This window comes from Streptomyces sp. NPDC002602 (genome assembly GCF_042889445.1).
GTDB lineage: Bacteria > Actinomycetota > Actinomycetes > Streptomycetales > Streptomycetaceae > Streptomyces.
This window is the reverse complement of the sequence record NZ_JBIAQX010000026.1, coordinates 17,681-42,069: the sequence shown is the minus strand read 5'-3', so window position 1 is coordinate 42,069 and position 24,389 is coordinate 17,681. Positions and strand designations below refer to the sequence as shown.

Below are 24,389 nucleotides of genomic sequence, written 5' to 3'. Positions count from 1 at the left end.
AAAATTCCAGCTCGGAAGAAGGAGTAAGAAGCCTTCCAAGATGTGCGTCGGCCTCGTAGCGACACATTCTCTGACCATCTGAATGCGCAGGCCGCTGAAGCAAGAAGACGTGGGCCGCAATACGTCGGAAATTGTTGACGCATGTCCTTTACGTCTTCTACGAACTCATCCTCTCTCCCTGCTCGGACGGACATTCTTTGAGGGCCACGTGGCTTCGAGATGTGTGGTGCGGCAGCAATCGGACGGTTCCCTCGGCCGGGGGCACCGACCTACTAACGGCATGAGGTGGTCGCAATGATCGTGCTCGGCGCTAAGGCGGGGGAGCACGACGCGTGCTTCGCGCTGGTCAAGGACGGGCAGCCGCTATTCGTCTACGAACAGGAACGGTTCAACCGTGTGAAGCACGGCAGGTCGAGCGATCTGACGGTTTTGTTCGAGGGTCTCGCAGAGCACGGCATCGCCCCCGGTGACGTCGATCTGGTGGCGACCTGCGGGGACCACGGCCTTGTGCCCGAGCGGCTGCGGCAGGCCCGCGAGTATCTGACCGGGGAGGCACTGGAGAAGGCCACGAAGAACGTGACGTGGCGGCACCCGACTTTCCACCGGCTGCTAACCGCTGCCGGGTTCGGCGAGGACCGGGTCGTCAATGTCCGGCACCATGTGAGTCACGTCGCCAGCGTCTTCCATACGAGTCCATTCGACGCCGCCGCCGTGCTCAGCCTCGACTGCAGCGGGGAAGCCGACACGGCCATGCTGGCGCACTGCACACGACGGGATGGCATCGGAATCCTGGAGACCATCGGTCTTCCGCATTCGCTCGGCCGCTTCTACGAAGCCGTGACGAACTGGCTCGGCTGGGGCTTCGGGGAAGAGGGGAAGACCATGGCGCTCGCGGCCTACGGCGATCCCGAGCGGTACGCGCCCGACCTCTCCGGCCTCCTCCAGGTCGGCGAAGACGGCCTGTTCCGGTTCGACGAAGCACTGACGAATGGCACCTTTTCCTACTCCACACCGGAACTGGTGGCCCGGGTCTTCGAGGGGCGGTTCGGGCCGCGCCGGGGGCGCGACGATGAGATTAGGCAGCACCACAAGGACGTGGCGGCAGCCGGGCAGTACGTGTGCGAACGCGTGATGCTTGCCCTCGCCACCACCCTGCGGAAGCGGACCGGGACGAACGCTTTGCTGGTCACCGGCGGCGTCGCCCTGAACTCGGTCGCCAACGGTCTCATCCGCAAGGAGGGTGTCTTCCCGCACATCGCGGTCTATCCCCAGGTGACCGACGCGGGCGCGGCGTTGGGCGCGGCGCTCTATACCTATCACCAGCGCGTGCGGCCGGGCGCACGCCACCACTGGGAGATGAGCCACCCGTTCCTCGGGCGGGAGATCGACCTGGACCGGGTGGGCGAGGCGGCGGCTGCCGCCGGTATCGAGGGAGTCCAGTGCGACGACCCGGCCGCCTTCGCCGCGGAGCGGCTCGCGGCCGGGCAGATCGTGGGATGGATCCAGGGCCGGAGCGAGATGGGCCCGCGGGCCCTCGGCAACCGCTCGATCCTTGGCAATCCCGCCACGCCGGGCATCAAGACCAGGATCAACGCGGAGGTCAAACACCGCGAGAACTGGCGGCCGTTCGCGCCGTCGGTGCTGGAGGAGGACCTGAGCACCTACTTCGAGGCGACCGAGCCGCTGCCGTACATGACCGTCGTCGCGCCGCTGCGCGAGGAGTGGCGGGAGACTCTTGACTCGGTCTGTCACGTCGACGGGACGGCGCGGGTCGGCACGGTCGGCGAGTCGTTCAACCCGCTCTTCTCTCAGCTCATCCGCGCATTTAAGGGGCGTACCGGGATGGGAATGGTGCTAAACACCTCGTTCAACGATAAGGGGGAGCCGATTGTGCAGACGTGCGAACAGGCGCTCCGCTTGTTCGTGTCCTCGGGCATGGACGTCCTGGTCATCGGGGACTGGGTGTTTGAGGACAAGAGCGAGGCGCGGGTGGGCGATCTCGATCCGCTGCGCATCAACTGCCGCGGTCTCCCCGACCAGCCGACACTTCTGGTGGCACTTCCGGAGGCCGACCACGCGCAGCGCACGGTAGACGTCCTTGGCCGCGAGCAGATCCTGACCACGTCGGCGCTCTGCGCCATCGGGCAGGGAGAGACACCACCGCGTTTCGCCGGTGAGGTGCTGCGGGTGGACGGCGAGGACACGCTGTTCGAGATCGCCAGAAAGTGGCCGCAGGCCGTTTTCTTGGTGCCGTGGGGCGCAGACAAGTTTGTCTTCGACCCGGAGGTGTACCACTCCGGGACGGCGGATGTCTCGCGCCGACTCATCGAGGCCGGCACCGACGACCTCTACTGGGTGGACCCGACGGGACAGGTCGTGCGGGCCCGGGACGTCCTCTACGTCCACAAGGCACCGCCGCCCGGCATACCGGCGGCCTACGCTCGGTACTGGCAGCCCGCCGAAGGGTGACCCCGCGGGCACCGGGAGGATCCGGTGCCCTCTCCTCACGCCGTGGCCGCCGCCCGCCTCAGGCAGCGGCCACGAGCGAGTCCGGCAGCGCGCCGGGGGCGGGCCACCGGTCGGCGATGATGCGCCGTACCCGGTGCAGCGCGTGGCCGGGCGGGAGGGAGGCGGCGGGCCCATCGGGCGGGGCGATGGCCAGCGACCGTACCGAGTAGGCCAGTACGTACAGCCGGACGTGCCGGGCGACGCCCTCGGCGCGGAACAGGTCCGGGTACTCCTCCTCCAACATCCGCAGCACTGACGGATACGTGCCGGTGCCGCCAACCGCATCGTCGGCGTATTCACACATCCGCATGAGGTCCAGCGAGGGCAATGCAATCCGGGTCCACTCGAAGTCGAGCAGCGAGACGGTACCGTCCGGCGTCCACAACAGGTTGCTCAGGTTGAGGTCACCGTGGACCAGCCCGCTCCGCCCGGGGTCGTCCACGGCCGGCTCAGGGTCCCCGAGCGTCCTCAGCAGACGTACCGCCGCCACCATGAGCCCCTTGTCGACGTACGGCATCCGGGCCACGTGCTCCGCGAGACGCACCGCCCGGGACACGGGCAGGGGGGCAATGTCCGCGCCCACCAGGTCGTCGGCGGTCGCCGCTGCCAGACCGGGGCGGGCGCGCAGTACGTCCGCCAGGGCAGCCGGGGGCACCCAGCCGTGCAGCTCCTGCAGCATTGAGGCCGTCTGGTGGATCGCCGCACGGCGCTCGGCCGTGGTCAATCCCGGCCAGGCCTCAGCCAGGGACCGTCCGGTTAGCCGACGGGTGAGAGAGTATGACAACGGATGACCATGCACGGTGAGGACGCCGTGGCCCACCACCTCGGGGCGGCGCACGGAGTCCGGCAACTGCTGAAGGACCGCGGTCTCTCGCGCCATCCGGCCGATGTCGCCGCGCCAGCAGATGCGCAGGACGACTGGGCCCAGCCGGGTGTCGTCAAGTGCCCAGGCGTCGTTGGACTGGCTCTCGATTAGGCGCGGTGGGCCGTGCGGCACCAGCATCGCCGCGGCGCAGACGTGCTTCAGGCGCTCCTGCAGCTTGGGCATCGTCATGCCGTAAGGGTAGTGGGGGCCGCCCGGGGCGACCGGGGCGCTCACGGGGTCAGCCGCATCCGCGCCAGGCGGATCAGGTGCTGGTTCTCCGGACCGGTGCCGAAGGTGGAGACTGCGGCGGTGGCGACATCCGGGTTGCGGCTGGCGGTGGTCCAGGTGCACGTCAGTTCGTTGGCGCCGGCCCGCAAAAGGGAGGGCGGCAGCACGATCCGCTCGTGCCGCCATTCGGTCGTCACCTCACCGGCGTAGCAGGGATGGTCGTTGAGCCATATGTCGAACCGACCGCCGCTGATACCGGGCCCCGCGACGAGGACGACGTCCAGGGTGAGGGACAGCTTTCCCGAGGTGAGAAATCCGTAGCGGCTGACCGGGGCGTTCTCCCCCGCGACGACGGTGAACGGCCGGGGCCCGCTGTCCCGTTCCCGCCAGAAAGTGTCCAGCAGATTGACGTCACCGCGTTGCTCGACCCGCAGCTCTCGCCAGAGGGCGTCCAGCTCCTTCGCCAGGCGCTGTCTGCCGTCCTCGGGGAGCGACCGAAGGGCCCGCTCGGCGAATTGGGCGTCGAGCACGGGCAGATGGGAGAAGTTCTTCAGGAACCAGTACATGCGGTCCGAGCGGGCCGCGAGCGAGTCTCCCAGCAGCCAGAAATGCGTCTCCGGCAGGGACATGGTGAAGTACGTGGCCAGATCCTCTACGCACGTCGGATCGGTCCGCACGGCACACCGCAACCAGTGCTCGACGACGTCTGCGGACTGTCCCCAGTGCTGGTTGTGCAACGCGGACAGCACATAGGCAGCGGCCACCTCCCGTGCGGGCGGGGACACCGCCCGCACGAGCCGCTCGGGCCAGCCGGGCGCCGGTGCCATATCGAGTCCAGCGCAGATCTCGGCCACGACGTCGGCCGCGACGTCCCGCAGCGAATCCAGCGTGTGGTGGCAGTAGTCGAGGAAGATCTCCCGGCCCAGCGCGGCGATGCCGTACCGCTCGCGGGCGCGGGCAGGGACATCGACGAGGCGGCAGCCGACCGCCCGGCCGAGCAGCCGCAACTCCTCGGCGACCTCGGCCGGACAACGCCGTTCGTAGTTCGCCGGGTCGATGCCGGTGCTCACGGCCCGGCTCAGCAGTGCGACGCCTTCGGCCTCGCGTCCGAGCCGAACCAGGAAGCGGCCGGCGATCTCCATGGGCCGTGCCGTGGTGCCGCCGTCCAGGACCGTCATCCGCTCGGCCAGGGCCAGGCACCGGGCCGGGTCCCCGGCCGCCTCATCGTCGGCTGGCTCGTCCAGACGGCGGCGCGTCGCCGTCCACTCGGCCAGCCGGTCCTCGGGCAACCAGGTCGGCACCACCCAGGGGGCGTGCCAGTCGAGCTGGTTGGTGGCCGGGGCCACCACGACCAGTGGAATCCCCGCCGTCCGGCACACCTCTTCCACCTCCTGGCAGAAGTTCCGGGCGAACGCGGTCATGGCTTCCCGGCGGGCGGCCAGGTAGTCCGCGTACCCGCGGTCGGTGAAGGTCCGGGCGGCGTCCTGCCGGGTCTCCGGGTCGTCGAGCCACGGGGTGGAACGGGGGAAGTTGTTGCCTACATAGAGGACGATCATCGCACACTGCAGTTCCGTGGCGGCCCGGCACAGCTTCGTCGCGCCCGCGGCCGAGAGCCCGTTGACGGTGAAGTCGATCAGCTCCAGCCGGTCGTCGAGGCCGGCCTCCCGAAACGCTACTCGGCACAGGTCGGGTAGCGTGACGATCGGGTCGAGCAGGAAGCCCCGGGCGACCGATTCACCGACGACGGCGACCCGGAACGGCTTGCGCGGCTCGACCGGGATCTGCTCGTCCCGGGACCAGCAGCCGCTCTGCCTGGGGAACTCGCCCGGTGGCCGGTCGTCTCGGCGGACCAAGCAGGTCCCATCCTCCGATAGCGCCCAGGGGCCGAAGCCCTCGTCCAGGATTCGGCGGACCGTACCCATCTCTCACACCCTTCGCTGGTCTGTCGAGGTCGTCTCGCGCGGCGCACCGGGAGATCCGCGCCTGATGCGAGCACCCGCTCGCATCAGAAGAAGCTGTACAGTTCTCCGCTTTGCTGGAGCCCTGCGCCGGCCACGAAGCGGTGCTCCTCCACCGCGGCCTCCCGCAGTTCCTCGGCGATCGACGCCGCATCGACCAGTACGTCCTCCAGGCACAGCAGGTCCAGGGAGGAGCGCAGGAAGGTGCGCAGCGCGTCGACCGGAGTGCAGACCACGGGCTCGTCGCTCAGATTGAAGGAGGTGTTGAGCAGCACCGGTACACCGGTTAGCGCCCCGAAGCGCTCCAGCAGCCGGTGGTAGCGGGGGGCCACGGCGGCGTTCACGGTCTGCACGCGGGCTGTGCCGTCGACATGGGTCACCGCACCGAGGACGTCCGGCTGCCGCACCGTGAACAGATCGACCATGAACGGTGATGTGCGTCCCATGACGAAGTACTCTTCCGCCCGTTCTTCCGGCACCGCCGGGGCGAAGGGCCGGAACTCCTCACGCCATTTGATCTTGCTGTTCACCCGGTCCCGCATGTCCTCCCGGCGGGGATCGGCCAGGATCGAGCGCGCGCCCAGGGCCCTGGGCCCGAACTCCATCCGCCCGTAGTACCAGCCCACGGTGCGGCCATCGGCGAGGGCCCCGGCCACCGCGTCCACGAGCCCTTCCTCGTCGTTTCGGAAGTCCCGGAAGGGCACTCCGGCGCCGGTCAACAGCTTGGCGATGGCGTCACTGCTGTACCGGGGGCCGAGGTAGGCGTGCCGCATCGGCCCGGTGGCAGCACGGGTCCCGGGCGGTTCGGCGCACAGCGCCGCGCCGAGGGCAGTGCCCGCGTCCCCGGCCGCTGGCTGGACGAACATGCGGGTGAACGGTGACCCCTCGAACGCGACTGCGTTGGCACGGCAATTCAGCGCGACTCCGCCGGCGAGGCAGAGGTTCGTGGTCGTCCGCTGCCGGGAGAGCCAGTCGAGGAGGGCGGACACCGCCGACTCCAGGACCGCCTGGCCTGACGCGGCGATGTCCGCGTGTTGGGGCAGCACGGGCTGGCCCGGACGGCGGGCCGGGACACCGAGCAGTTCGGCAAGGTTGCTCCGGTGGCCCTCGGGCTCGCTGATGAAGTCCAGCACCTCCGTGTCCATTGTGAATCCGCCGCCGTCGAGCTTCAGCAGCGTTTGCAGGCTTGCCTCGTACGTGGGCTTCCCGTAACTCGCCAGGCCCATAACCTTGTACTCGTCCGAGTTCGGGCGGTAGCCCAAATACGAGGTCAGGCAGGAGTAGAACAGGCCCAGAGAATCGGGGAAGCGGATCCCGCCGAGCCGGGTCAGGTCCGGGCCCTGCCCGTGCCAGAACGTGGTTGTGTCCCACTCGCCGACCGCGTCGCAGACGAGCACCGCGGCGTCGTCGAAACCAGAGACGTAGTAGGCGCTGGCCGCGTGCGCCCGGTGGTGGTCCACGAAGTGGATCTCGCGGGTCCATTGCAGACCGTCGCGCAGCCGGGCCTCGGTGTCCTGGGCGGTCACCCTGACCTCGGCGCCCGCGGTGCGCCGGGCGGCCTGCCATTCCTGCCGGGACCGCTTGTGCTGGGGGATCTCGTAGAAGGCCAGCCGGTCTACGTCGGCGATGGTGGCCCCGGCCTCTTCCAGGCAGTAGCGGACGGCGTTGACCGGCAAGGCGGAGTCGTACTTCTGGCGGGTGAACCGCTCCTCCTGGGCCGCTCCGAGAATGCGGCCGTCGGAGAGGAGGCAGGCTGCGGCGTCGTGGTAATAGGCGGAGATTCCGAGCGTCAGCATGGCAAAATGCCCTTCAGTATCGCCCTGCGTGTCAAGCGGCCCGTCGTGGCGTGCACCCGTGGACCGGGCCGGGGCCTCGGCGGCGGCCTGCTCAGAGGACGGAGCGGCGGGTCGTCGGCCCGCGGGCGGCCCGCCCGCCTCGCCTGGTGTCCCGTCGGCCCCAGTGGGCGGTGTCCGCACGGCGGGAGAGTCCCGAACGGCGGCACAACCGGCGACTCGCCGCCCGGCCGCGGGGACCACACTAACCCCGGACGACCGAAGGCAGCACGGCGATCGCCGGCCTCCTGAACACCCGCGGTACGCGCACTCCGGGCCGGGGCCGTTCAACTGCCCGGCGGCGCCAGTTGAACGTGTCTGTCACCCGGCGGTCATCCGCCGGTGGACAGGGCGGCTTCGCGGACCGCGCCGGCCGCCTCCAGGAAGACGTCGTTCTCCTCGTGGGTACCGATGGTCATTCGCACGCCCTCGTCCGGTACCACCTTGACCGCGACACCGAACCGTTCGAGGTCCTTCCCAAAGCTTTGACTGGCGGCGCCGAGCCGCAGCCACACGAAGTTGCCCTCGCTCACCGGCACTTGCCACCCCTGGGAGAGCAGGGTGTCGCGCACCCTGCCGCGCTCCCGCACGGTCGCCTCGACCCGTTCCCCCAGCTCCCCCTGAGCGCCGATCGAGGCCAGCGCCGCCGCCTGGGCGAGCCGGCTCACCGAGTACGTCACGTGCGTCTTGTCCACCGCCTCGACGATCTCCCGTCGCGCCACCAGATAGCCTACCCGCAGGGCCGCCAGCCCGTACGCCTTGGAGAAGGTGCGCAACACGGCGAGGTTGGGATGGTCCCGCAGCAGGGTGAGCCCGTCGGGCACGGCGGGGTCCCGTACGTACTCGAAGTACGCCTCGTCCAGCAGCACCGTCACGGTCCGGGGAAGTCGGCGCAGGAAGCCCTCGAGCTCCGAGCGGCCGATCGCGGGCCCGGTCGGGTTGTTGGGGTTGCAGACGATCACCACCCGGGTTCGCTCGCCGATGCTCGCTAGCATCGCCTCCAGGTCGTTGCGCTCCTCGTGGAGCGGCACCGGCCGGGGTATTGCACCGGCCACGCGGATCAACTGGGGGTAGACGTCGAACGACCGCCACGGGTATACTAATTCGCCGCCCTGGTCGCACATCGCCAGCATCACCTGCTCCAGCAGACCCAGCGAACCTGCGCCGAGCGCGACCTCTGCGCCCGCCACGCCGAGCCAGTCGGCGATCGCGTGCCGCAGTCCGACGGCGCCGTCGTCCGGATACCGGTTCACGTGCCCGATCTCCCGGGCCAGCACCTCCGCGACGGACGGCAGTGGTCCGTAGGGCGCCTCGTTGGCGGCGAGTTGTATCAGGGACGGGTCCGGTGTCCGGACGAACGCGGGGACGAGGTCGTGCAGCGTTGCCCGGGTGTGAAGCCCACTCATGGACAGCCTTTCCGACTTGGTGAAACATGCGGGCCCCTGCCGCTTCATGACCGGCGTCAGGTTCTGCGGGCGTGACAGCAGCTGGACCGTCCCGTCACCGGACGGGTTGCGCGCTGTTCCGGACCGGCGTCCCCGCAGGAAGCGCATGTCGTGGTCGATGATGCAGCACGGATACCGGCGCGGACAACGGTCGCCCCAGGCTGCCGGTGCCACCGCGCGCCACGGCCGGGCGGTGCCCGCAGCTCTCAGCCGGGGCCAGGGCGTTCCGACCGGGTCACAGCGGTGAGTACCAGGTCGCGGCGCACCAGCCAGCGACCGTCGAAGGTGCCGTACGGAGGGAGTCCGGGGCGCGGCCCGGGAAGCAGTCGGGCGCTGAAGGCCAGCCCGGCGGCGTCCAGGACGATGTCGGTGCGGTCGTACCCCGGCCACTGCCCGGCCAGGGGGGTGCACGCCTTGTAGAGGGACTCCTTGACACTGAACAGGAGCCGGTCCCAACGCACTTCCGGCCGCCGGACCAGGAGGTCAGCGACCCAGGCCAGCTCCCGCTCCGTCGCGATACGCCGCAGGACGGTCACGGGCAGTGGCTCGTTCGGTTCGGCGTCGACACCGAGCGAGGCGAACACCCTCCGCCTCGCCACCACGGCGACGCGGTAGCTGGCGCAGTGTGTAATGCTCCCCACCACCCCCGCCGGCCACTGCGGTGCCCGGCGCGGGCCCGCTAGCAGGGGGGAAGGCGCCACCTCCAGCCGGGAGAGCGCACGGCGAGCCAGATGGCGTGCCGTGGCGAACTCCGCACGTCGCTCCGGTCCCGCCCCCGCGACGGCGGACTCCTCCGCCGGGTACAGCCACGCGCTCGCGAGATCGCCGAACGCTTCGGCGTGTTCGACCCCCGGGGGCAGCAGCTCCTCGATCACGGGCGGCCCGACCGGCGGCGCCCGTTCCCCGTCGAAGACCGGCCATGCTGAGTGTGTCCCCGCCGCCACGGATCGTCATGGCTGCCCGGTAAGGCGTCCTGTGCCGGACAGCAGTTTGGCTGCTGTTCTGGGACAATGCCTGACGTCAGTCGGCCACGCGGGGTGATGTGCGCGGGAGGTGCGGGAAATTGTACTTGGCCGAAGGGCGAGGTGCCGACCCCCATGGCTTTGTCGAAGTGAGGCCGTACGCAGATGGCCCGAAGCCACCACGGCACACACGGTGCCGGAAGCCGAGGACGGTGGTGGGCGCCGACCGGGCGGCGGGAGTGGGGCGGGGGAGCCATAGCGAGAGGTGTCCGTCGGCCATGTCGTAGAGGCTGTCGGCGTGCGCATCGGGCCGTGCCGGGACAGGGGACGACGGCCGCTGCCGCGTCCCGGAAGGAGAAGGACGCGGCACTGGCCCGGTGCAGCGAGTCGTCCCAGCTGCCCGTCACTCGGGGCATGCCCTCGGGGACGGCCGACAGGGGGTTCCACGGGCGTGCAAGGTAGGGCTCGACATCGTAGTCGACGACCATCCCGACAGCCCGCCAGTCGATACCGGCGGCATCGAGGCAGGCCGCGACAGCGGCACTCCCAGGCGCGCCGTATTGCGGCCCCGACCAGGAGAGCACCCGCTCGTCGGCCGCCGGAAGCGCACTGCTCTCCTGCCCTCCGCCGTAACCGAGTACCAAAAACCGGGCCATGACTGCTCCCCCTCAGCCGCCGGTGACGGCGTCCGCCGTGTGGGCGGCCAGGGCGAGGATGGTCAGCGATGGATTTGCGGCGCCGGCTGCCGGGAAGACAGCCGGGCCGGTGACGAACAAGCCGCCGACCGAGCGCGACCGGCCGCCGAAGTCCAGCCGCTGTCCCAGCGGCACCGTTCCCGCCTCGTGGTCGACGGTACCCAGCCGACTGACATAATGGTGGGCCGTGCTGGCGGCGAGGGCGGCGCGCGCGGCCGGATCGAAGTCGACGAACTCCCGCTCCTCGGCGACTTCGACGTTCAGTGCCTCCAGCAGCTTGCCGGTGATCTCGTCCCGTCGGCGGATCTGCTCCTCGTCCGCCGAGGAGAAGGAAGCAGTCACCTGCCCGGACCAGGCCGTAGTCCCGCCAGGGGCGGCACCGTCCGGAAGATCGAAGCGGACCTCGTCACGGAACGGACCCTCCTGCTGCGCCATCCACCACAGGTCCAGCACCGGTTCGGCAAGGCCCGCCGCATGCACCTCCATGAAGAGGTTCGCATTCAACTCGTCTTCGTGGTCGGACCAGAGGAACCGGTGGTCGGAGCGGGTCCACCGGTTGGCGAGTGCGCGCGGCAGCGGGATCGCGTAGCCGTGGGTTACATGGTCGTTCAGGCCGGGCCACCGGGTGACGACATCCCCGGTCGCGGCGAGCGCCTGGGCGTACAGGCGGGTGTTCTCCAGAGTGCCTGCCGCCAGAACCACCACATCGGCGCGGACTTCCCACGACCCGCCCGCCGAGTCCGCGAATAGCACGCCGCGCACGTGTCCCTCCTCGACCAGCACACGAATCGCCCGGAGGCCCGAGACCACAGTCGGCAGTTCGAGGCCGGTGTGCCGGGCGAGCCCGCGGCGCGCCCATGCCATGAGCGGTGAGTACGCCCAGACGAGGCGGCCTTCCGGACCGTCGACGGACCACCCGGCCTGCGGGACCGGCCGCAGTGAGAGGTCGGGCCAGACGGCCTTCAGCTCCGCGCGCGGATCGTCGGGCGTCTGGTCCGGACGCGCATCGCCGAAAGAGCGCCGCCAGTTCAGCAGTTCCCGCGTTACCGCCTGGTACGAGCCGGGCCCGTCGCCCAACAGACGGTCCGCCGTGTCGCGCGGCCAGTGCTCCGCGAGCAGGCGCCGGCCAACCGGAAGGAGCACGCCGTGCCAGCAGCGGGAGCGACCGCCGAGGGGACCGGTCAGACCGGGGAGGTCCGCGTAGTGCGGGGAGGCGGAACGCCACCAGGGGGGCGGGCCGGGCAGGGGCGCCGGGTGCGAGGTCCGGGAGCGGTGCTCGAAACCCGTGAACGGCCCGGGGTCGACGACGACGACGCCGCGTGAGCCCCGTTCCCTGAGTTCCAGGGCGGTGCTTAATCCGCTCATGCCGCCCCCGACGACCAGGACACTGCACCTCTTCGGTAGGTCCTCTTTACTGTGCAGTCCTTCGGATATCCGCACGTACGGCTCCAGTTTTCGGTGGCTTGGTGGCTCGGCGGCGGCCTCGGAACACCAAGGATCGGGGCCGTCAGACCGCGTTATCGGCGGATACGGAACGCCCCGGCGCCGTCTGTGCTTCCGTGCTGCCGAACCCGGCCGCGCCGCACGGCACGGGAATACTGTACGAGGGTGTCGGACCGGTCAAGAATCCTCAACGCCGCCCGTATTCCGCTGCGCCTGTCCCGTTCAACTGTGTCCGTTCGCCAGTTGAACGGCGGTTCTCCTCGGGCATCCTGGCGACACACCGGACCAGCCGAGCCTGTGACGGTTTTGGTCTTTCGTGAGGATCCCGACGTCGGAGGGAACGCAATGGGACAGTCGATTCGGCGGATCGACGTTGATGGTCACGGAGTTCCCCAGCGGTCCTCAGCCGACCGGCTGGCGGTCGACGGGGGCATTCCTGTGCGTCCGGCTGGCCGTCGCTGGCCGACCTGGCCGGTACCGGCGCGAAATGCCGGGCTGTTCTTGGAAACGGTGCTGCGTGGGGAACGTTGGGCGATCACCAGCCCGGCGGGTCGTGAGCTGTTCGAGCGCAGGTTCGCCCGTATGTTCGCCGACTATGTCGGGACCCGGCACTGTGTCCCGGTGGACCACGGGTCGAGTGCCCTGGTGGTGGCCCTGGAAGCGCTGGGGCTCGACCACGGGGACCGTGTACTGGTCCCCGGCCTCACCTGGGTCGCCACGGCCAGTGCGGTGTTGCGGGCCGGGCTCGTGCCCGTACTGATGGACGTCGACCCGCTGACCGGATGCCTGGCACCGGAGCACCTGGACTTCCGCGCGCAACCGCGCGCGGTGCTCCCGGTGCACTGGTCTTGCGCGATGGCGGATATCCCCGAGATCTCCGCGGCGGCGGCGGCGCACGGCGCGCGGGTCGTGGAGGACGCGGCGCAGGCGCACGGCGCCGAGTGGCTCGGGCGGCCTGCCGGCTCACTGGCGCTGATCGGCTGTTTCAGCATGCAGCAGTCGAAGGTGCTCGCTGGGGGCGAGGGCGGCGCGGTTGTCACGGACGACGACCGGCTCGTCTCGGTGATGCAGGAGCTGCGCGCCGACTCGCGCCGGTACACCACCTCCGAGGACGCTCCCCAGGGACTGGAGCTGGAGGAGAGCGCCACCATGATGGGCGCCAACCTCTGCCTCAGCGAGTTCGGCGCGGCACTGCTCTGCGCCCAACTGGAGGCCCTGGACGCGCAGCACGAAATCCGGAACCGCAACTACGCGGTCCTTGCCGGACTCATCGAGGGCATCCCCGGCGTCCGGCTGCTGCGCCAACACCCCGAGCAAACGCGGATCTCAGTCTACGAACTGCCGATCGTGTTCGATCCACTGCCCACGGGGATGTCCAACAGTGAGGTAGCCGAGGCGCTCACCGCCGAACTCGGCGTCCGCTTCTACCCGCCACGGGAACCGCTCAGCCGCAGCAGACTGCTCCGGCCGTGGACTAAGCCGACGCTGGGTCCGCTGGCAGAGCGCTTTGTCGCCGAGAATCGCGGCCGCGAGTTCCCGAACGCCGAATACCTGGCCAGCCACTCGGTCCTCACCCACCACTCCACGCTACTCGGTGACGAGCGGGACATGGCGGACATCGCCAACGCGGTTGCAAAGGTGGTGTTCAGGCGCTCATGAGTGCCCCCACGGGTGCCGAGGGCATCACCGTGATCACCGTGACCCGGGGCCGTCCGGACCTGCTGCACCGCAGTCTGGACACCGTGCGTACACAGGACTTCCCGGGGCCGGTGACGCATCTCGTGGTGGTGGATGACGACGAGGCAGCGTACCGGCCGCTGGCCGAGCACATGGCACGAAACGACAGGGCCCCGGACCGCGCGATGGTGTGGCACTTCCAGCCCCGGTCGCCCGGGGACGTCTCGGGGCCCCCGGTGCTGTCCCGGCTCCGGAACGCGGCGGTGGAGCTGGCCGGGACGGCGCTGATCAGCTTCCTCGACGACGACAACCTGCTGGAACCGCACCACCTGTCCAGCCTGTTCCGTTGCATGCGGCGGACCGGCAGCCCGGCCGTGCACTCCCAGTGTCGGCTGATCCACCAGGACGGCACGCCCTATCTGGAGGCGCGGCACCCGTGGGTCCGCGACGCCGAAGCCGCCCGGTCCCGGTACCTGGAGCTGCGCGAGCCGTGTGTGTACGTGCCCTGGTCCAACGTCCTGCGCGACCAGGTCGAGCAGGGTGCCGGGCCCGGCCGGGTGCGGAACGCCGACACCAGTGAATGGCTCTTCGAGCGGGCGCTGCTGCGGACCGTTCCCTTCCCGGAGACGTATGACGTCGACGACTGGCGCAACGTGGTGGGCGAGGACAACAAACTCCTGCGCGCTCTTGTGGCGGCGGACGTGCCCATGGAGAGCACCCACATGCCGACCCTGCTGTACACGCTGGGCGGCTACTCAAATGCCTTCCGCGACGACGCGGTGGAGGGGGAATGGTGACCAATCCGCCAACGCCTGCGAGTCCGGTGTCCGGCACGGAGGTGGCCGACACGCTCGCGTGGCTGTCCTCGAAACTCACACCGATCCGGGTGTTGGACGCGGGCGCGCGCGGGCTCCCTGCGTCATGGGACGCGCTGAGCGGTCTCGTCCGCAGTGTCGTCTGCGACCCGCTGGCCGACGCGACAGTGGACCGCGGCGACACCGTGGTCGACACCGTCGCGGTCTCCGTGCACGGTGGCCCCGAGGAACTCAAGGTGACCAGGGACCCCGACCGCTCCTCCTTGCTGGAGCCCCACCGTGCCGTGGTGGCACGGTACGGCGACGCCGCTGGCTTCGAAGTGTGCGAACGGCGCCCTGTGGCATCGTTGACGCTCCGCCAGCTTCGGACCCGTCACGACTCGTTCGACGTCCTGCGGCTCAGCACCCAGGGCCTCGAATATGCGTTGCTCAGCTCCGACCTGGACGTGGTGCGGGACGCGGTGTGCATCGACGTGGCGGGCGGTCTGGTCGACAACTACGTGGGGCAGTACCCGCTGGCGGTGGTTTCCCCGCTGCTGCGCGGTCTCGGCTACTCCCTGCTCGATCTGAGCACCGGAACGCGCCCGGCCGCAGGGTGGGGAGACACAGTACGGCACCAGCCCCTGGAGTACCGCGGGCTGTGGATGAAGGACGACCTTGTGTGCGGTACCGAGTCGACCCGGCTGGAGCAGGCCGTCAAGCTCCTCGTGCTGAGCAAGTCCCTGGGCCACCACGCCTTTGGGCACGAGTTGGCGACAGCCCTGCGGCAACGGGCACTGCTACCGCCCGGCCCGGCTCGAGTCCTGACCAAGGCGGGCTTCTGGGCGCTGCCGTGGTCATTCTGAGATTGGATGGGATATGAAGCTGCTCAAGGCATCGGCGGGACAGGCCGTCTATCACGACTTCATCGTGGCCCCGCACACCTCCGTCCCGGCCAAGAGACTGTTCAACTGCTTCATCATCGAGGGGCCGGTCGACCCCGCACGGCTGGAACGGGCGGTGCGGCACGCGATCGCCACGCACGAGGCGCTGCGCACGTCCCTCGACGGCGTCGGCGGCGAACTGACCCAGGTGATCCGGGAGCCCGACGAGATTACCGAGGCGGTCATGACGACGGTGGACTGGGACGGCTCGACGGACTCACTCGCCAGCATCGTCCGAGGTATGGACAACCGGTGGACCGTTCCCCGGGAACTGTCGATGCACGTGTTACTGGGGCGCGCACCCGGCCCGCGCTGCCTCGTCGCCTGCATCCTGGATCACGCCTGTGTCGACGGGATGTCCGCAGAGACGGTCACCGACCTGATAAGGGGCGAATACAACCGGCCCGGCGGCCAGCCCCGTCCCGACCAGGTGCCGCAGTTCGCTGACTACTACGCGGCCATGCTCAAGGACGGGTTGGAGGTCTACGACGACTGGCTGCGGGCCCTGGAGTCCTCCGCGCCTGCACTGCCGCAGTGGATGCTCGACCGGAAGCGGCCCAGCCGCCGGGCGTGGACCCGGGAGCGGGAGCTGAGCCTGTCCGACGCCACCAACGAACGGCTGCGGTCCCTGTCCAAGGAGTACGTCTGCACCCCGTACGAGATCGTCACGGCGGCCGTCAGCCTCTACTTCCGCCGGGCGGACGGCGTGCCGGTCCGGGTGGCCGTCACGCACAGCGGCCGTCACCGCCGGCACGGCTTCGAAGTGGTGGGACTGCTGCGCAGCCAAGTGGTGGACGTGGTCGACAGCGGCCGGTGCGAGGACGTCCGGTCATACCTCACCGAGCGGCGCGACGAACTGCGCCGACGCATGACCCACTTCGGCCGGCTGCCCGTCGAGGAGGTCTGCCTTCGGGCGGGGTTGAGCACGGGCTGGCGGTCCGGCTCGCCCGGCCCTTGGGAGGTCGAATTGAACGGCATGTACGAGGCCCCGGCGCCGGAGGCCATGGACGGCCACTCGGTTGTCCAGGCCCCCGATTTCTTGGAAGACGCCTACTGCGAGAACGGCGGCACTACGTTCCTACTGAATCTCTTCCTGCGCCCCGACCGGGTGGATGCGACCCTGCGCTACGTCGACCCGCCGGTCTCCAAGGAGATGGCTAAGCGGGTCGGGCCGGACCTGGAGTCGGTCGTGGAGTTCCTGGCCGGTGATCCCGCCGGTCCGCTCGCGGACGCGCCCGCGTTCTTTGCCCTGGCCGAAGAACTCCGGCCGCCCGCTCCCTGACCGGGCGGAGTGCGCGTTGCCCGGCGCCGGGGCACCGGACGCGGGGAACGGCCCCCGCGGAGCCATCGGCCGCGCAGAAGTGCAGTGAGAAGTGCGATTGGGACAGGAGAACGTCATGCCCACCGGGCCAGAACCGCGGTCCTTCGCGGACATCGCCGCACAGTCGGAGGCCGCAGCGCGCGCGGTGCCGGGGGTCACTGAGCTGTCGGTCACCGTCGCCAGACGCCCCGGCCCCCGGCCGAGGCCGGTCCCCGCCCGTGCGGGCGCGCCGGGCCGAGCCGCGCCCGAGGAGGCCCCCGGTCGCCCGCCCGCGCACCTGGACGGCGGCCCCTGGGAGCCCCCGCCAGCCGCGACCACCACCCTCGTCGACGCGCTGACTCGGGCGGCCGGCGGTGAGCGCGGCACCACGTTCATCCTTGGCGATGGCAGCGAGGACCGGCAGAACTACCGTCGGCTGCTGGCCGACGCCGCCCGGGTGCTGACCGGGCTACGCGCGAGCGGGCTGGCCGTGGGTGACTCGGTGCTGCTGCACTGCGACGACAACCGCAACTTCGTCACCGGGTTCTGGGCCTGTGTGCTGGGTGGCTTCTTGCCTACCCCGATCGGGGTGGCGCCGACCTACCGCTGGGACACCGCCGTGACCCGCAGGCTGCGCGGCGCCTGGGAACTGCTCGACCGGGCACCCGTGCTCACCGACGCCGCTCTGGCCAGCCAGGTGGCCGGGTTACGCACCCTATGGGACACGACGGCTCTGCGAGTCCTCGCGGTGGAGGATCTGCGGGTCGCGGAACCGGGCGAGCCGCGCCGCGTACAACCGGACGATCCCGCCGTCCATCTGCTCACCTCGGGGAGCACCGGAGTCCCGAAGTGCGTCCGCCACACACACCGCACCGTCGTCACCCGCGCGTACGTCAACGTCGCCGCCAACGGCTTCGGCCCCGAAGAAGTGACCCTCAACTTCATGCCCCTGGACCACGTCGCCGGCATGGTGATGCACAACGTACGCGACGTCATCATGGAGTGGGACCACGTCAACGCGCGCACCGACAGTTTCATCGCCGATCCGCTGCGCTGGCTGGACTGGATCGAGCGGTACCGGGTCACCAACAGCTCGGCCCCCAACTTCGTCATCACCCTGATGACCAACTTGGCCGCCGAGATCTACGGGCGGAGCTGGGACCTGTCCAGCCTGCGCGACATCACCAACGGCGGCGAGGCCATCGTCGGCCACACCACCCAGGAGTTCCTGAGGATGCTCGCGCCGCACGGCCTCGCCGGTGATGTGATGCGGCCCGCGTGGGGGATGTCGGAGGTGTGCGGTGGCATGGTGCACTCCACCCTGCGGGCCGACCGCGAGCCGACCGGCGTCCTGACCATAGACGCCCGGACCTTGGGTGGCCCTCTCGTACCGCTCGACGGACCCGCGCTCGGGCACCCCACCTACGCCGAAGTGGGCGTGCCCGCCCCGGGGACGTCGCTGCGGATCGTCGACGACGCCGGCCGTGTCGTCCCCGAGGACCGCATCGGCCACTTGCAGGTGCGGGGGGTGACCCAGATGGTCGGCTACCACAACAACCCCGAGGCCAACCGGGAGTCGTTCACCGCCGATGGCTGGTTCATCACCGGCGATCTCGCCTTCGTCCACCAGGGACGACTGGTCATCACCGGGCGGGAGAAGGAAGTCGTAGTCGTACGCAGCGCCAATTACTCCTGCCACGAGATCGAGTCTGTCGTCGAGCGGGTCGACGGTGTGCTGCCGACGTTCGCGGCCGCCTGCAGCGAGTACGAGCCGGACACCGGAACGGACGAACTGGTCGTGCTCTGCGTGCTGACCGGTGAGACGGCCTGGGAGCGCGGCGAAGCCGTCTCCCGCATCCGTGCCCGGCTGGCGAAGGAGGTCGGCCTGCTGCCCCGTACCGTCGTCCCGGTGTCGCGAGCGGCGTTCCTCAAGTCGTCGGCAGGGAAGATCGAGCGCAAGAGGCTGCTCGCGAACTACCAGGCCGGCGCCTTCGACGACGCGCTGGCCGAGCTGCCCGCCGTCCGCCAGGACCACGGCGACGACGAGCCGGCGTCGTGGCTCCATACCACCACCTGGGCACCGGCGGCCTCCGCCCCGGGGCGGAGGCGCCCTGGCGGGGTCTGGCTGGTGTTCGGCGCGGACGGCCTCGCCGCACGGTTGCGCGCGGCCCGCCCGGACGGGGGCCCGGTCGTCCCGGTCGCCTCCGGTGCCGCCTTCGCCCTGGACGACTCCGGGACGTACCGGATCGATCCCCTCGACCCGGCCCACTGCGCAGCCCTGTTGGCCGCGGTCCGCCGGGAGCACGGCACGGTCGGTGCCGTCGTGCACGCCTGGGGGGCCGACGCCGCTCCCCGCACGGACTCCGGTGGCCACGACGTGTCCGCGAGGTCTCTGCACAGCCTGATCAAGGCGCTCGGTTCCGAGCGGCCCGCGCTGTGCGCTGTCACCGTAGGTGCCCTCGCCACACCGGGCGACCCGGTGGAACCCGCCCGGGCCACCGTCACCGGCCTGGTGCGCACGGCGAACGTCGAGGCCGGCGAGTCGTGGGCTTGCCAGCTCGACCTGAGTCCGGACGACCCCGATCCGGCTGCGTCCGTGCTGGCCGAACTCAGTGACAGGAGCACGGACGACGTGGTGGCCCGGCGGGACGGGCGTCGGCTGGTGCCCCGGCTCGCGCCGCTGCTCGACGTGCCATCGGACCCTGCGCACCGTATCCGCGCCGGCGGCCTGTATCTGCTGACGGGAGGTCTCGGCGGAATAGGCGTACGGCTGGCCCGGTTCCTGATCGCTGAACACGGCGTACGACTGGTCCTGACTGGCCGTTCCGCTCCGACGGGTGACCGGGCCGGGTCTCTCGCCGAACTGGCCGCCCTCGGCGACGTGGTCTACTCCCGGGCGGACGTGACCGACCTGGCGGCGATGCGGGCCGTGGTCACCGGGGCCGAGCAACGATTCGGGCAGCGGCTCGACGGCCTGGTGCACCTGGCGGGTGCCGGCTTCGGGCACTACTGGCAGGACCTGGGCTCGCATCTGCTCACCACGGAGGAGCCAGCGGAGTTCAGGCGGATGTTCCACGCTAAGGTCACCGGGACCTTGGTCATCGCCGAAGTACTGCGGGACCGGCCCGACGCGCTTCTGATCCTGTTCTCCTCCGTCAACGGCCACTTCGGCGGCACGGCCTTCGGCGCGTACTCTTCGGCGAGCGGCTACCTGCCGGCGTTCGCCGCGTACTGGCGGCGCCTGGGCAGGCCCGTCCAGTGCCAGTCCTGGAGCAGGTGGACCACGGAGGGGGACGGGGGCGCTGGGCTGGAGGCCCTGCGGCGGCACGGCTACCGGGTCATCGACCCGAGGCTCGGGGTGCAGCTCTTCCGTACCGCGCTTGCCGACCCAGCCGAGCACGTCCTCATCGGACTGGACGACCGCAACGAGCACGTCGCGCGGGAGCTCCACCCAGCCTTCCTCGGCCCGTTGCAAGTGACCGTGGCCTACCGCGGTCAGGCGCCGAACGACCGAGTCCGCCGGGCAGTCGTCTCCGCCGTGGGCCCAGGCGTGGCCGTACGGGTGAAGCCGTTGGCGGACTCTGGAGACGACGCGGGCCGGGAACCGTTCGGCGAGGCCGAGCAGGCGGTCGCCGAGATCTGGCGGGCGACCCTGCGGTCGGCCACGCTGGACCGGGCCGATCACTTCTTCGACCAGGGCGGGAACTCACTGACCGCGATGCGCCTGGTAGGCCGGCTAAGCGTCGCCTTCGACGTCCAGCTCACGGTGCAGCACCTCTACGACCACCCGACGGTCGAGGAACTGGCAAGGGAGGTCGAACGGCTGCGCGGGCCGGGAACCGGCCATGGCCGTGATACGACGGAGGATAAAACGACCACTTGTTACTGAGCCTCTTTCATCCTGAATAGTCGCGGGTCAGTAGCGGGTGGACGGCTTGGATGATGGTCCCGATGCCGCGGGTGGAGCATCTGGCTCGCCGGAGCAGTCGCCAGGACTTCAGTTGCGCGAAGGCGCGTTCGCCGGGAGCCCTGAGTCGGGCGTGTGCGCGGTTGAACTGCTGGTAGTGCTCGCGCTGTTCGCAGTGGTAGTAGTACGGCGTGCGGAAGGTGGCGCCGGCACCCTGGTAGGCGCGGTCGGCGAGGACGAGGATCTGCCGGGTCAGGCACGCCTGGACGGTGCCGTGCGCGCGGGCTGACGTCAGGTCGTGAGTGCGGCCGGGTGTCGCGCGGGAGAACCAGAGCGGTGTCCCGTCGGGCCGGGCGATGACCTGCACGTTCATGCCGTGCATGCGGTGTTTCTGCGAGTAGTACGGCTGGTCTGCGCGGATCCGGTCGGTGGAGATGAGGGTGCCGTCGACAATGACCTGGCCGCCCTCGCCGAGGCCGGTGAGGGCTTCGTGCAGGCCGGGCGCCCAGGAGGCCAGGACATCGAGTGTCTCGTCGACGTATCGCCAGGCGGTGGCCTGAGATATCCCGAAACCGGCCCGAACTGGGCGAACGTCTCGTTCTTACGCAGGTGGACCAGCGTGAGCGGCACCTGTTTTAAGCAACCGAGCTTGCGCCAACGGGTGTTGCGGACCCGACGGTGCTCATACAGCAGCCAGGAGACATGCTCGACGAGCTCGTGCGGGACGTCGAGCATGGCAGGATACGGAACCAACAGGGCCCCTCAGGTCGCCGGTGTGATGAGTGAGATCACCACGCCAACGACGAGGGGCCCTGCCCCGTCACCACACCCGCTGACCAGCCCATTTCGCCCTGGCGAGACAGGATAAAGAGGCTCACTAACCTCGCCGTTTCGGTTGGGGTTGCTGGGCGGTTGAGTGTGGCTGTTCGAGGCGGTGTCGGTCGGTGGGCATGGCGAGTGCCCGGCGCGGTGGTCGGGTTCTCCGGGGTCCTTCGGGTGTGGGCGGGCAGAATGGGTAGCTGTCAGTTGGCCGGGCGGGGCAGTGCGGCGAGGCGGTGAAAGGCCGTGGCCAGCTCGTTGCTCCAGGGCCAGGTCGCTGAGATCCGCAAGCGCAGACGGCGGCCGCCGCGAGTGAGGCGGGCGGCGACGTGCAGCAGCCGGTAGCGGAGCTTCTTGGGTTCGGCGGTGGCCAGCTCACCTTCCAACAGCAGGACGCGGGTCCAGGCGAGCAGGTCGATCGCGGTCAGGGAAAGTTTCAGCCAGGCCGCGTTGGCTTCGAAGCGGCGGGAGGGGAAGCGGCCGAAGCCGGTGGTCTTGCCGCACCGGATGTGGTCCTCGACGGTGGCGTGTCCGCGGTGGCGGACCTCCAGAAACTGCGCGGAGCCGCCGCCCGCGAACGGGGTGTCGGTGAGGAACACCTGATGCCGCAGGCCCTCGTCCTGGTCGAACAGCGACAGTTGGGCGCCGGGGTGCGGACACTCGCGTCGCACGATGATGCGGGGGCCGGCCGGGTAGCCGTTCAGGTCGACCATGCCGGTCAGCTCCGCGACCTCGGCGGACTCGCGCAGGGTGCCGTCCTGGTCCAGGGCGGGATGCCAGAGGCCGTCGGGCAGGGCCCGGATAGCGCGGCGGACCGGCTCGGTAACCGCGCATCCGACTGAAAACCGCAGGTCCGGGCCGTGCTCGCGCAACGTCCGCAGGTGGGCGAGGAAGGCTTTTGCGCTGCCCGCGCTGTCGGCGCGAACGAGGATGTCGGTGCCATACCGGTGGGCGTCGGGGATCTGCGCGAGGGCATGGCCGAGGACCGCGATGTGATCGGCGGCGGTGTTGGCTCCGGCGTTGCCGGGTCGCAGCCGCCCCGCCAAGGCCTCGCCGGTATTGGCCAGGAAGCACAACAGCGGGTGGTAGCCGAAGCCACCCTTGTAGGTGGGTGCGGCCTGTTCCTTCTCCGAGTGGCAGGTCACCAGCGTGGCATCGATGTCCAAGACCAGGCCGGGCAGTTCGCGTCCGCTGGCCTTCACGGCAGGGATGCCCTCGCCGTGCTCGGCGGCCTGCAGCCAAGCGATCTCCCGCGCTGAAGCACGGGCCGAGCGCAGTCGGTCGAGCACGTTCCCGTCAACCGCGGCCAGCAGGCGCCAGGCCGTGGGCGTGGAGGCCACCGGGCCGAACACCTCGCCCTGGTCCCGTAGCACGGACAGGTCCGCGATCGCCTAGCCGCCGTCGGCGAGCATCACCGCAAGGTCAGTGGCGACGCGGCCCGGATCGTGTCCGGTCCCGCGCGGCCGAAGTGGCCATAGCGCGGCGGAGTACGCGGTGGTCAACCCGGTGGCATCGGCGAGGTCCGAAAGCAACCGTGCCCCAGCGTGCCCGACCACCCCCGTTCCATCGGCGGATATGACGAGCCGGGGACGCGAACCGATAGCCTGCACGCAGAAAGTGCCTTCCTCTCACCCCTCGACAAGGTTCATCGTCCCAGTTCAGAAGGCACTTTCGCGTTCCCGCTCAGATTCCGGGCCCCACACGAAGTGAAACCGCGAGGCTAAGCGCCTACATCCTTATCGGGGCCCATAGGATGCGAACCGGCCATCTCGGCGCGGACAAAACGATCTGGTCGCCTAGCCCTTGCTGACACGTGACGCAGCGCGGAAACTGGTGGGGCACGTGATCGAGAAGTTGCTTCGGTGTCCAAAGCGGATGACAGGGGGCCTACGTGACAGAGCCGCACTATCAGGGGTTAGGTGCCAATAGTGGCCCGGTAAGTTCTCTTGCTAGGCAACAAGAACTGCTCAGAAATTCCGCAGTATGCTCGGTACCGGTCGACTCCCTTGTCATCACGGACTCACCCCGGTTGCAGGGCGAGGATTTCGAGCACATACAATTGATGGCCGAAGCAGGTGAGGATCTCCCTCCGATCTGGGTTCACCAACCTTCGCGCAAGGTCATCGACGGCGTGCACCGGGTGCGCGCGGCGGTTGTTCGTGGCAGCGCTGACATCGATGTCCGCTTCTTTCACGGCAGCGAGGCGGACGTGTTCCTGCTCTCGGTGTTTGCGAACACCAAGCACGGTCTGCCACTGTCCCAGGAGGACCGTGTGGCGGCCGCCCGGCGGGTCTTCACCACACACCCGGAGTGGAGCGACCGCATGGTCGCCTCACTGACCGGGCTCTCGCCCCGGCGGGTGGCCGCGATGCGCGGCGAGCTCCCCCCCGGGGCTTCTCAGCCCACCCGCAGGGTGGGCAGGGATGGCCGATCCCGGCCGGTGGACAGTGCGCAGGGGCGGCAGCGTGCCGCGGAACTGATCCGCGATAATCCAGTGGCGTCGCTGCGACAGATCGCGAGGGCCGCCGGCATTTCGCCCGCGACCGTCGCCGATGTGCGCAATCGCCTGGACCGCGGTCACCTACCCGTGCCCCCGGGCGCCCTGTCCGAAAAGGTGCGCGAGAACGTCCTCGCGGAGGCCTCGGGCAAAGGCCGCTCTCTCGGGAAGGAACGTGCGGCGGACCCTGATCTCAGTTCGATCTTCGATCGGCTCAGAAGGGACCCGTCCCTCCGGTTCAGCGACACGGGCCGTTCGCTGCTGCGGATGTTCGACGCCGTGCGCGTCGCACTGCGCGAGCAGGAGGAGGTGCTGCATAGCCTCCCGCCGCACTGTCGGACGATCATGGCCGAACTCAGTTGCGGATATGCCCAGGTGCTGCAGACATTCGGCGAGGAGCTGAAAGGCACCCCACAGACCAGGGCGGGGCTGCCACGCGCGAGCGCCGGCTGACGGCGTTGGCCGGCCTGGACGGGCGACATTGTTACCGACGGTTCTTCGAGTCCCGATTTCCT

General features: G+C 69.8%; 13 protein-coding genes and 2 pseudogenes. 7 read left to right on the top strand and 8 right to left on the bottom strand.

From position 1 onward, the window contains the following. Positions 1-294 precede the first annotated feature (294 nt). Positions 295-2,469, top strand: coding sequence for a carbamoyltransferase (locus ACFYW3_RS36710; RefSeq protein WP_389388690.1), 2,175 nt, complete (start codon positions 295-297; stop codon positions 2,467-2,469). 58 nt (positions 2,470-2,527) lie between these two features. On the opposite strand, the gene ACFYW3_RS36705 is transcribed toward ACFYW3_RS36710, so the two are convergent. From ACFYW3_RS36705 to ACFYW3_RS36680, 6 genes are all read right to left on the bottom strand, one after another. Then, positions 2,528-3,562, bottom strand: coding sequence for a phosphotransferase family protein (locus tag ACFYW3_RS36705; protein ID WP_389388689.1), 1,035 nt, complete (start codon positions 3,560-3,562; stop codon positions 2,528-2,530). Between the two features lie 41 nt (positions 3,563-3,603). Further along, complete coding sequence (locus ACFYW3_RS36700; RefSeq protein ID WP_389388688.1) at positions 3,604-5,454, bottom strand: hypothetical protein; 1,851 nt, start codon at positions 5,452-5,454, stop codon at positions 3,604-3,606. Between the two features lie 152 nt (positions 5,455-5,606). Continuing rightward, the gene (locus ACFYW3_RS36695; RefSeq protein ID WP_389388687.1) at positions 5,607-7,355 is read right to left on the bottom strand and encodes a carbamoyltransferase N-terminal domain-containing protein; all 1,749 of its coding nucleotides are present in this window, start codon (positions 7,353-7,355) and stop codon (positions 5,607-5,609) included. A 368-nt stretch (positions 7,356-7,723) separates the two neighbouring features. Continuing rightward, a complete protein-coding gene (locus ACFYW3_RS36690; protein ID WP_389388686.1) occupies positions 7,724-8,797 on the bottom strand; it encodes a histidinol-phosphate transaminase in 1,074 nt (357 codons plus the stop codon). Positions 8,798-9,042: 245 nt separating this feature from the next. Then, positions 9,043-9,711 (bottom strand): 4'-phosphopantetheinyl transferase, encoded by a 669-nt coding sequence (locus ACFYW3_RS36685; protein ID WP_389388685.1) that lies wholly within the window; start codon positions 9,709-9,711, stop codon positions 9,043-9,045. A 755-nt stretch (positions 9,712-10,466) separates the two neighbouring features. After that, positions 10,467-11,933 carry an FAD-dependent oxidoreductase gene (locus ACFYW3_RS36680; RefSeq protein WP_389388684.1) on the bottom strand — a complete coding sequence of 489 codons (1,467 nt, stop codon included), beginning with the start codon at positions 11,931-11,933 and terminating at the stop codon, positions 10,467-10,469. 348 nt (positions 11,934-12,281) lie between these two features. Between ACFYW3_RS36680 and ACFYW3_RS36675 the strand changes: the two genes are divergently transcribed. The 5 genes from ACFYW3_RS36675 (at position 12,282) to ACFYW3_RS36655 (ending at position 20,540) form a co-directional block, all read left to right on the top strand. Continuing rightward, positions 12,282-13,595 carry a DegT/DnrJ/EryC1/StrS family aminotransferase gene (locus ACFYW3_RS36675; RefSeq protein ID WP_389388683.1) on the top strand — a complete coding sequence of 438 codons (1,314 nt, stop codon included), beginning with the start codon at positions 12,282-12,284 and terminating at the stop codon, positions 13,593-13,595. Next, a complete protein-coding gene (locus ACFYW3_RS36670; protein ID WP_389388682.1) occupies positions 13,592-14,410 on the top strand; it encodes a glycosyltransferase family 2 protein in 819 nt (272 codons plus the stop codon). The genes ACFYW3_RS36675 and ACFYW3_RS36670 overlap by 4 nt, the downstream gene beginning before the upstream one ends. A gap of 26 nt (positions 14,411-14,436) precedes the next feature. Then, the gene (locus ACFYW3_RS36665; protein ID WP_389388681.1) at positions 14,437-15,273 is read left to right on the top strand and encodes a hypothetical protein; all 837 of its coding nucleotides are present in this window, start codon (positions 14,437-14,439) and stop codon (positions 15,271-15,273) included. A gap of 13 nt (positions 15,274-15,286) precedes the next feature. After that, positions 15,287-16,633 carry a condensation domain-containing protein gene (locus ACFYW3_RS36660; RefSeq protein ID WP_389388680.1) on the top strand — a complete coding sequence of 449 codons (1,347 nt, stop codon included), beginning with the start codon at positions 15,287-15,289 and terminating at the stop codon, positions 16,631-16,633. Positions 16,634-16,748: 115 nt separating this feature from the next. After that, entirely contained in the window at positions 16,749-20,540 is a 3,792-nt protein-coding gene (locus tag ACFYW3_RS36655) for an SDR family NAD(P)-dependent oxidoreductase (RefSeq protein WP_389388679.1), read from the top strand. A 7-nt stretch (positions 20,541-20,547) separates the two neighbouring features. On the opposite strand, the pseudogene ACFYW3_RS36650 reads toward ACFYW3_RS36655, so the two are convergent. Both ACFYW3_RS36650 and ACFYW3_RS36645 read right to left on the bottom strand, forming a co-directional pair. Beyond that, positions 20,548-21,293: pseudogene (locus ACFYW3_RS36650) on the bottom strand (transposase family protein). 287 nt (positions 21,294-21,580) lie between these two features. Continuing rightward, positions 21,581-22,987 (bottom strand): annotated as a pseudogene (locus tag ACFYW3_RS36645) (IS1380 family transposase). Between the two features lie 419 nt (positions 22,988-23,406). On the opposite strand from ACFYW3_RS36645, the gene ACFYW3_RS36640 reads away from it, so the two are divergent. Beyond that, positions 23,407-24,327 (top strand): transcriptional regulator, encoded by a 921-nt coding sequence (locus ACFYW3_RS36640; protein ID WP_389388678.1) that lies wholly within the window; start codon positions 23,407-23,409, stop codon positions 24,325-24,327. Positions 24,328-24,389 lie beyond the last annotated feature (62 nt).